General features: G+C 34.9%; 10 protein-coding genes. 5 read left to right on the top strand and 5 right to left on the bottom strand.

The annotated features are described in order from the left end of the window. The first annotated feature begins 191 nt into the window (after window positions 1–191). Window positions 192–1199: a bifunctional diaminohydroxyphosphoribosylaminopyrimidine deaminase/5-amino-6-(5-phosphoribosylamino)uracil reductase RibD gene (gene ribD, locus ABJF08_RS12685; RefSeq protein ID WP_348116609.1), complete on the top strand. Its 1008-nt coding sequence runs from the start codon at window positions 192–194 to the stop codon at window positions 1197–1199. Further along, window positions 1196–2062 (top strand): EamA family transporter, encoded by an 867-nt coding sequence (locus ABJF08_RS12680; protein ID WP_348116608.1) that lies wholly within the window; start codon window positions 1196–1198, stop codon window positions 2060–2062. Before ribD ends, ABJF08_RS12680 begins: the two co-directional genes overlap by 4 nt. Window positions 2063–2116: 54 nt before the next feature. On the opposite strand, the gene ABJF08_RS12675 is transcribed toward ABJF08_RS12680, so the two are convergent. After that, on the bottom strand, window positions 2117–2683 hold the full coding sequence (locus ABJF08_RS12675; protein WP_348116607.1) for a hypothetical protein: 567 nt from the start codon (window positions 2681–2683) through the stop codon (window positions 2117–2119). A gap of 86 nt (window positions 2684–2769) precedes the next feature. Here ABJF08_RS12675 and ABJF08_RS12670 point away from each other — a divergent pair, with 86 nt between their 5' ends. Then, window positions 2770–3375 carry a YigZ family protein gene (locus ABJF08_RS12670; protein ID WP_348116606.1) on the top strand — a complete coding sequence of 202 codons (606 nt, stop codon included), beginning with the start codon at window positions 2770–2772 and terminating at the stop codon, window positions 3373–3375. A gap of 90 nt (window positions 3376–3465) precedes the next feature. On the opposite strand, the gene ABJF08_RS12665 is transcribed toward ABJF08_RS12670, so the two are convergent. After that, complete coding sequence (locus ABJF08_RS12665; RefSeq protein WP_348116605.1) at window positions 3466–3870, bottom strand: thioesterase family protein; 405 nt, start codon at window positions 3868–3870, stop codon at window positions 3466–3468. A 192-nt stretch (window positions 3871–4062) separates the two neighbouring features. Here ABJF08_RS12665 and dnaA point away from each other — a divergent pair, with 192 nt between their 5' ends. Beyond that, a complete protein-coding gene (dnaA, locus tag ABJF08_RS12660; RefSeq protein WP_104515608.1) occupies window positions 4063–5490 on the top strand; it encodes a chromosomal replication initiator protein DnaA in 1428 nt (475 codons plus the stop codon). An 8-nt stretch (window positions 5491–5498) separates the two neighbouring features. Then, the gene (locus ABJF08_RS12655) at window positions 5499–5963 is read left to right on the top strand and encodes a low molecular weight protein-tyrosine-phosphatase (protein ID WP_348116604.1); all 465 of its coding nucleotides are present in this window, start codon (window positions 5499–5501) and stop codon (window positions 5961–5963) included. 60 nt (window positions 5964–6023) lie between these two features. On the opposite strand, the gene ABJF08_RS12650 is transcribed toward ABJF08_RS12655, so the two are convergent. The 3 genes from ABJF08_RS12650 to ABJF08_RS12640 are packed head-to-tail and all read right to left on the bottom strand — an operon-like array spanning window position 6024 to window position 9071. Then, window positions 6024–7079, bottom strand: coding sequence for an AMP-binding protein (locus ABJF08_RS12650; RefSeq protein ID WP_348116603.1), 1056 nt, complete (start codon window positions 7077–7079; stop codon window positions 6024–6026). Next, window positions 7051–8025 (bottom strand): CPBP family intramembrane glutamic endopeptidase, encoded by a 975-nt coding sequence (locus ABJF08_RS12645; protein ID WP_348116602.1) that lies wholly within the window; start codon window positions 8023–8025, stop codon window positions 7051–7053. Before ABJF08_RS12645 ends, ABJF08_RS12650 begins: the two co-directional genes overlap by 29 nt. 2 nt (window positions 8026–8027) lie before the next feature. Next, complete coding sequence (locus ABJF08_RS12640) at window positions 8028–9071, bottom strand: o-succinylbenzoate synthase (RefSeq protein ID WP_348116601.1); 1044 nt, start codon at window positions 9069–9071, stop codon at window positions 8028–8030. Window positions 9072–9086: the final 15 nt, after the last annotated feature.

Here is a 9086-nt window from a genome sequence, read left to right as displayed (position 1 = left end):
ACCTATTCAAATGCACAAACAAAATCAATTAACAAGAAAAACATACAAATCAAAAAAATCTCAACGAAGCTAGCTTCATTGAGATTTAAATAATAAATTTAATCCTTTAATAATCTGTATCGGTTATTTAGGACTAGACATTTTAAAAGGATTTTTCTTTTTGATTTTAATTCAGCCTTACTTTTGTAACAATGACTGTAGATGAGAAATACATACAACGCTGCATACAACTAGCACAAAATGGATTGGGCACCACATACCCTAATCCGCTAGTGGGAAGTGTGATCGTTTCTGAAAATGACGAAATTCTTGGAGAAGGATGGCATAAAAAATCTGGTGAACCACATGCTGAAGTCAACGCAGTGCGTGATGCTGAGAAAAATGGTTATGGTAGAGACGCTTTCGCGAAAGCGGTATTATACGTTAACCTAGAACCCTGTTCACACACCGGAAAAACACCACCTTGCGCTTCTATGATCGTAAAAAAAGGCTTTAAAAAAGTAGTCATAGGCTCTCTAGACCCACATGAAAAAGTAGCCGGTAAAGGTGTTGCTATATTAAAAGAAGTAGGCATAGACGTCACGGTAGGCGTTCTAGAAAAAGAATGCAATCTTCTTAACAAACGCTTTTTCACTTATCACAGAAAACAACGTCCTTATATTATTTTAAAATGGGCCGAAACTGCCGATGGTTTTATAGCGCCTGCACAAAAAGACGAACAAAAACCAGTATGGATTACTAACTCCTATTCTAGACAGTTATCTCACCGATTAAGAGCTGAAGAAAACGCAATTCTAATAGGCGCACAAACCGTTATAGATGATAACCCATCACTAACCTGTAGAGACTGGCATGGAGTAAACCCTACACGCATCGTTTTAGATTCTAGAAATACTCTAGATAAAAACTACGTTGTGTTCGATAATCAAGCACCTACTATTATTGTTAAATCAACACAGCCGGAAAGCATAATTAAAGAACTCTATGACAACCAGATACAATCGGTAATTATAGAAGGCGGCGCACGTACTATTCAGCAATTTATCGATGTGAATTTATGGGATGAAGCGATGCAATTTATGGGAACCGAAGTTTTATTTCATCACGGACTGCCAGCGCCAAAATTAAAAGGCAACTACACAATTCTAGATAGAGTAACTTTAAAGCAAGATGTTTTAAAAACATATCTTAACGCATGATCTGGTTGTTACTAAGTGTTATCACATCTAGTTTACTTTATGTGATTTTCAAATACTTTGAAATTTTTAAAGTAAACACCTTACATGCTATCATCACTAATTATATCATTGCATGTATCACAGGCTTGATATCCTATGGACGTGTACCTAATGTGGAAAACATCTTACAGGCAGACTGGCTGTATTATTCGTTTTTTATAGGCGCACTTTTTATCTTCATCTTTAATATCATGGCACTTACCAGCCAGAAAAACGGCCTTACTGTAGCCGCTGTATCTGGAAAAATGTCACTTGTTATTCCTGTTGTCGCGGGAATATGGCTATATGAAGAATCTATAGGATGGATGAAAATAGCAGGTATATTACTCGCTCTTATTTCTGTATACCTTACTTCGGTTAAAAGTAAGGATGGACTTCAACTGGACAAAAAAACACTTATTCTTCCTGTCATTTTATTTTTGGGAAGCGGTATCATAGACACCACACTTAAATATGCCGAAATAAACTACGTCCCAGTAGGCGAGGAATCTTTATTCAGCGCTATGTGTTTTGCCACCGCTTTTATAATAGGTATCATTATTCTTTTGTACGAGGCGACACAAAAACGCTATATCAATTTAAGATCTATTATAGCCGGTATCACATTAGGTATTCCTAACTATTTTTCAATTTACTTTATAATTAAATCTTTAAAAAACGGAATGGAAAGCAGTGTGGTTTACCCAATTAATAATGTTGCTACGGTGCTTTTTGCTTCTATTCTTGGTATCCTCATATTCAAGGAAAAACTAATCCCAAAGAATTACATAGGTATCATAGTAGCTATAGTTGCTATTCTTATGATCGCTTTCGCGAAAGCGTAACACAAAAAAAAGCCTCTCTATTAAGAAAGGCTTTAATGAATATAAGAATGTGTATTATCTAGTAAAAGAAGCAAAACCTTCTATGACTGTGCGCTGACTAACACCACTTATCACTTGTGTCACATCTGAAGCCACAGTAATTTCTAAATCTGTAGCAGTTAATTCTACAATGGTATAAACCGCATTTGCATCAAAAACTGTTCCAGCCCCATTAGCTGCAAAGGTGATATTTGAACCATTAATAGTATAGGTACCAGACTCAGCTAGAGTACTAGTACTTTGTCCTTGAGAAGCTCCTGCAAGAAAAGTCTCTATAGTTAAATCACCATTAACTGTATAAGTCCCATCTGTATTAAAAACTAAAACCGCATCAGAACTTACGAACTCAATATCTACAGTAAGCGATATCGTATTCCCCATCACAACAGATGTCGTTGTAGATTCTGTTTCTGTGTCTGCATAATCCCAAGAACCTACTATCAAAGTAGTATCTACACTACCAGAACCACTACCGCTACCACTACCTCCTGTAGCACCAGAATTTAAGCTAGGGTCTAAAGGTTCCGTCTCACAACTAATTATTGCGACTGATAAAAATAATAAGGCTAAGATCTTTTTCATTGGTTAAGTTTAATAGTTATTTTGCTAAAATATTCTAACTAATCGCTTTCACAAGTTCTTAAGATTGCTTTAACATAATTTTATAATTGACAGATTCCTACAAAACGATAACAAAACCCACTATCGAGATTCTATATAAGGATCGAGGCAGTAAATTTTACGGCTATGCATTCCCTATAACTAGTGATGAAGAGGTAAATGATTTAATAGCTCCATTGCGCAATAGACATCCTAAAGCTGGACACCATTGCTATGCATGGAAACTGGGTGCAGACGATAATAATTATAGAGCAAATGATGATGGAGAACCTAGTCACAGTGCTGGTGACCCAATATTAGGGCAAATTAATTCTTTTGAATTGAGCGATGTTCTAGTGGTCGTTTCTAGAATATTTGGCGGTACTAAACTAGGTGTAGGTGGCTTAATAAGCGCTTATCGAGAAGCTGCAAAAATAAGTCTAGAAACCGCTCAAATTAAAGTACGCACAATCACCGCATCTATTGAGATCAAATTTGAATACCCACAAATGAGTCAGGTCATGAGATTTATAGATGAAAATAATTTTAAAATAGGAAAACAAGAATTAACTGCTAGCTGCATCATCAATATTGACGTTCCAGCATCACGACAAGAAGCCGTCACAGCTCAAATCAATAAAATGTACCCTTTAAAAGCAAAAGCTATAGAATAAATAATTGAATGATTATCATCATCAATTTTATAAAACAAAAAGGAAATTACAGCGTTATTAACTAACAGAAATTGTTAAGAACCTATATAATTAGAATAATTGTTCACAAGCTTTAAGGAATTCTGGAATAGGTTTTCTAGGCCTAAAAGTTTTTGCATCAGTAAAAACTAATGTTAGATCACATATTGCACAGAGAACACCACTGTTGTTAACTATTTCATACTCAAAAACAACCCTTGTGGTAGGCAGTGATTTTAGTCTGATTTTGACAGAAATTTCCTCCCCAAATTTGATCGGATTTTTGTACTTAATATCGATGTTATATACCGGTAACAACACACCACTTTCTTCCATTTTAACATAGGAAAAACCTAATTGATTCAACCACTCTAACCTTGCTTGCTCTAAGTATATCAAGTAGTTAGCATGATGAATAATTCCCATTTGATCAGTTTCTGAGTATCTAGGTTTTATGTTAATTGTGATAGTATCCATAATAATTTATAATTAATAATTAGGTTTTAAAAAAAGAAATATCCTTGCGACTTTTTTTTCAGAAATCAAACCTGAAATAAATTTTTTTTAAGGTTTTTTATACACATATTTGTCATCGATTTTAACAACAGGATTTCTTTGTGATTTTTAGTTCTTAATCGACCCAACTCTAACTTGAAAAAAGTAATATATATGACACTGACTGCAGAATCGGTATGGGACAATTGTCTAGCTTTTATAAAAGATAATATTGCGCCCCAAGCTTATAAAACTTGGTTTGCACCTATTAAGCCGGTAAAGCTAACAGATACTGCCTTAAGTATTCAAGTACCTAGTCGTTTTTTTTATGAATGGCTAGAAGAACATTATATAAAATTATTAAAAACTGCCTTAACACGTGAGTTAGGCGAGGGCGCAAAATTGATCTATGCGATCAAGATGGAGAACCCTACTAAAGGTATGGAAGCCTTTACCGAAAAAATACCTAGTAGTAACCGCTCTATTAATAACTCGCAGTCTGTAGATGCACCGGTTAGAAGTAAAAGTCCAGAGCTTAAGAATCCATTTATTATTCCTGGAATAAGAAATGTAAAGATCGAGTCTCAACTTAATCCTTCTTATAACTTTGAAACTTTCTTAGAAGGTGATTCTAACAGACTAGCACGTAGTGCTGGTATGGCTGTCTCTAACAAACCTGGCGGAACTAGCTTTAATCCTCTATTGATATTCGGTGGTGTAGGTTTAGGTAAAACACATCTTGCACATGCCATAGGTGTAGGTATCAAAGAAAACTACCCTGACAAAACAGTACTTTATATAAGCGCTGAAAAATTTACACAACAGTATATTGAATCTGTACGTAAGAATAATAGAAATGATTTTATTCACTTCTATCAAATCGTAGATGTTCTTATTGTTGATGACATTCAGTTCTTTGCTGGTAAAGCAAGTACACAAGATGTATTCTTCCACATATTTAATCACTTGCACCAAAATGGTAAACAAGTGATTCTTACAAGTGATAAGAAACCTGTAGACATGCAGGATATTGAACAGCGCTTACTTTCCCGTTTTAAATGGGGACTTAGTGCAGAGTTAAATCATCCTGACTATGAAACTCGTGTTTCTATAATCAAGAACAAACTGTACCGTGATGGTGTTGAAATGGATGATGATGTAATTCATTATCTAGCAGATAATATCAAAACCAACATTAGAGAATTAGAAGGAGCTATTATTTCTTTAATCGCACACTCTTCTTTTAATCGTAAAGACATTACCATAGATCTTGCACGCAAGATTGTAGAGAACTATGTAAAGAACACAAAACGTGAGATTTCTATAGATCAAATACAACAAGTAGTAAGTGACTATTTCTCTATGGATGTAGAAACATTACAGTCTAAAACACGTAAGCGTCATATTGTACAAGCGAGACAACTAGCTATGTATTTTTCAAAGAAACTTACTAAGGCATCTCTAGCAAGTATAGGTACTCAAATAGGTAAGCGTGATCACGCTACTGTTTTACACGCTTGTAAGACTGTTGATAATCTTGCTTCTACTGATAAACAATTCAGTAAATATGTTGAAGATTTACATAAAAAACTTTCTAACTAGAAGCTATTATGACTAACATACTCATGATATGTTTAGGTAATATATGTAGGTCTCCACTTGCTGAAGGCTTGATGAGATCTAAATTAAATTTCACAAAATTTAAAGTAGATAGTGCAGGTACTAGTGGTGGTCATAAAGGACAAGCTCCTGATAAAAGATCCATTGCTATTGCAAAGAAAAACGGTCTGGATATAACAAATCAAAAAAGTCGTAAACTCTTAAAAGAGGACTTTCAGAAATTTGATTATATCTATGTAATGGACCAGTCTAATTATGATGATGTAACCTCACTTGCTTCTACAGAAGAAGAAAAGAAAAAGGTTATCAAAATACTAGATGAAGCTTTTCCAGAAGAAAATCTTGATGTTCCAGATCCATATTACGGCGGCACACAAGGTTTTGAAAACGTTTATCGCATGCTCGATAGAGCTACAGATGTTATTGCTAAAAGAATAGATAACACAAGAGAATAATAAAAGCCTTTAATACAACTAGTATTAAAGGCTTTTTACTTTTAAGGCTCTCATGAGTCTTTATCTATTACCTGAAAATAGCTTTTCTAAAATTACTCTCTTATCTAATTTACCTGTGTGCGTTAAAGCAAACTCTTTTACAAAGTAAATTTCCTTAGGCACTTCAAATTTATCTAACTTTTTAAAAGCCTGTTTTAGATCTCTTTCTTCACCTTGCATTACGAGAATAACTTTCTCACCTAGTTCTTCATCCTTCTTTGCAGATAAAAAGAAAGGCTCATTAATATGAATCGACAACTTCTGTTCTACTTGTGCTGGATGCACTTTTACAGATCCTGTATTAATTACATCATCTACCCTACCCAGAATTTTAAACTCATTCTCGTTAACTAATTCTACCAGATCGTTAGTAACTAAAGATGTGCTGGCGAGGTCTGGAGCATGAATAACCAGTTTACCTTCCTCATCTTTCTCTACTGCTACATTTTCTACAACAGAATAATTCTCTTCATAAGAAGGATATAATTGCCTCACTGCTATATGAGAAGCTGTTTCTGTCATTCCATACGTATGAAATGCTTGCGTGTGTTTTCCATCTAATCGATCGATTAAACCTTGAGAAACAGCACCACCACCTATGATCACTTTACGTACTTTGTGTATATCGTCTAGAGATTTAGAAACTTGCAACGGTGACATGGCCGTAAAATCATATCTCTTTTCTACTTTCCTTAATGGCGTTGTACTAGGTTGTACTAGATCTATGTACCAGCCTAAAGTCATGGCACGCACGAGCATCATTTTACCAGCTATATAACTTAACGGCAAACAACAAAGCACATCATTTTCTATTCCTATATCAAAGCGTTTACCTGTCATAACAGCACTATTAATCATATGCTGTTTTTTTAGTTTGTACTCTTTAGGAACACCAGTGGAACCACTAGTTTTAACCGTAACTACATCAAAGTTATCCAGCCAGCTTAGTAAAAAATCACCTACTTGCTTTTCCCATTCTTCACCTTCTTTGACATAACTATATGCAACAGTCATCACTCCTTCATAATCTAGAGAGTGACCGTTTAATTTAAATGTGAGATGTATCTTGGGTATCATAATTAGTTATTAAGGCAGGTACTTCTATTTTACCGAACAATTTATCTTTCCAATTGTTCCATTTGTATTTCTTAGCAAACAATAAAATTAAAGCAGGATAATAAATAAACATAGGTATAAAAGTCTCCCATGTTGCAGTAGGATCTGATGTGTCTATTAATAGGGAATCTGTTTGAAATGCTGTCCAGTCTGCTGTTACTAATAACGCAATAAATAAATTATTTGCAGCATGAAAACCTATAGCAAGCTCTGTACCTTCATCCATTAAAGTAAAAGTACCTAAAAGAAAACCGGTACCTACATACCATATCATGACGATATACCCCATAGTAGCAATTTCTGGATTAAAAATATGCATCATCCCAAAAACAACTGAAGTAAGAATATAAGGAACTGCTCTATTACCAGATATAATTCCTAATCCTTGCATAGCATAGCTTCTAAAAAACAGCTCTTCCCATGTGGTTTGAATAGGCACTAAAGCGATTGCAATAACTGCAAGTATCGCAAAGTTAGTCGCGTCATAGTTCCATATATAAACCTCTGGCGCACTATAATATCCTATTAAAGTAGTTGCTATAGAAACAAGTCCTACCACACCAAAAGCAAAGAACGTTCTATTCCAATCAAATTTAGCTCTCGAGGTAGTCGATGCTGTCCAGCTTAACTTATGAATATATTTAACCCATAGCCACCACACTAGCGTACCTACTACAAAACTGAACATCAATAAAAAGAAAGTAACATTTTTTGAAAAGGTATTCATTAATGTAGACTCATCTAGACTATTCATTGCATCTACTCCATGAAGCGTAAATTGTTCATAAACCACAGCAATAGTAAATGGCATAGCACCAAAAAACTGACAACCCAAAAATATCACCACGGCACCTATTAACCACTTCCATGTCTCATGAAAACCGTTTGCACCTCTTTTAATAAACATATTTAAAACTTTATTTTATTAGTATCCCAATTGCCCGATGTGTTACACCACAACTGTCCATTTTTAATCTCTAGCGGCGCCTCGATATTATTAGTATATAGAGAACCTGTACCTAGACCTTGCGGCATTTTATTACCTAGCGTATACGTAAATTGAGCAATAGCATTAAGACCTACATTAGATTCTAACGCACTAGTAATCCACCAGTCTATATTTCTTTCTGTAGCGAGATTTATCCATTCTCTACTACTTTGAAAACCACCTACTAGTGCAGGTTTTAAGATAATATATTGTGGTTTAATTGCATCTAGACAGGCTATCTTTTCTTCTATATCATAAAGACCTATTAATTCTTCATCTAGCGCAATATCTAGTGGCGTTTGCTCACACAGTCTTGCCATATCATTCCATTGCCCTTGTTTAATAGGCTGCTCGATACTGTGTACATCGTATTTTGCGATTTCTTCTAGTTTACCCAATGCATTTTGAGGTGTAAAAGCACCATTTGCATCTACTCTTATAGTAATCTCGCTTTCGCGAAAGCGAGAACGTATCAATTTTAATAGACTCATTTCTGCTTCAAAATCGATAGCGCCTATCTTCATTTTAATGCAATTAAATCCTGCTACTAGTTTTTCTTCTAGCTGTTGCATCATAAAATCTTGATTTCCCATCCATACGAGCCCATTGATAGAAATCGCATCTTGTCCCTCTGTAAACATAGATGGAAACAATGTAAATGGATCACTGGATTGCAAGGACCTCATCGCTATTTCATAACCGAATAAAATAGAAGGCCATTTTTTTAAAGCGCTCATCATTTCTACCGGCGATAAATTAATATGATCACAAGTCCATTGCAGTTGCTTTTCAAATTCTGGTCTGTCATCTATGGATAGCCCTGCAAACATATTCACCTCTCCTACACCTTGTTTATCACCGTTATTAATGACAAGAAACCAAGTGTTTTTGGTTTTTAAAACGCCACGAGAAGTTCCTGCCGGTTGTTTAAATTCTAAAACGTATTTCTGGAAATTTGCTTTCATGAAGTGAAGATAAAC

It is taken from the genome of Nonlabens sp. (assembly GCF_039941875.1).
In the GTDB taxonomy this organism is placed as follows: Bacteria; Bacteroidota; Bacteroidia; order Flavobacteriales; family Flavobacteriaceae; genus Nonlabens.
Note: the sequence above shows the minus strand (reverse complement) of the source record. Positions and strands in the feature narration are given on the sequence as shown.

What these genes read in the sequence shown, in the direction of transcription:
- ribD (WP_348116609.1), top strand. Translation starts at nt 192, where the DNA reads ATGACTGTAGATGAGAAATACATACAACGCTGCATACAACTAGCACAA.
- ABJF08_RS12680 (WP_348116608.1), top strand. Translation starts at nt 1,196, where the DNA reads ATGATCTGGTTGTTACTAAGTGTTATCACATCTAGTTTACTTTATGTG.
- ABJF08_RS12675 (WP_348116607.1), bottom strand. Translation starts at nt 2,683, where the DNA reads ATGAAAAAGATCTTAGCCTTATTATTTTTATCAGTCGCAATAATTAGT.
- ABJF08_RS12665 (WP_348116605.1), bottom strand. Translation starts at nt 3,870, where the DNA reads ATGGATACTATCACAATTAACATAAAACCTAGATACTCAGAAACTGAT.
- dnaA (WP_104515608.1), top strand. Translation starts at nt 4,063, where the DNA reads ATGACACTGACTGCAGAATCGGTATGGGACAATTGTCTAGCTTTTATA.
- ABJF08_RS12655 (WP_348116604.1), top strand. Translation starts at nt 5,499, where the DNA reads ATGACTAACATACTCATGATATGTTTAGGTAATATATGTAGGTCTCCA.
- ABJF08_RS12650 (WP_348116603.1), bottom strand. Translation starts at nt 7,079, where the DNA reads ATGATACCCAAGATACATCTCACATTTAAATTAAACGGTCACTCTCTA.
- ABJF08_RS12645 (WP_348116602.1), bottom strand. Translation starts at nt 8,025, where the DNA reads ATGTTTATTAAAAGAGGTGCAAACGGTTTTCATGAGACATGGAAGTGG.
- ABJF08_RS12640 (WP_348116601.1), bottom strand. Translation starts at nt 9,071, where the DNA reads ATGAAAGCAAATTTCCAGAAATACGTTTTAGAATTTAAACAACCGGCA.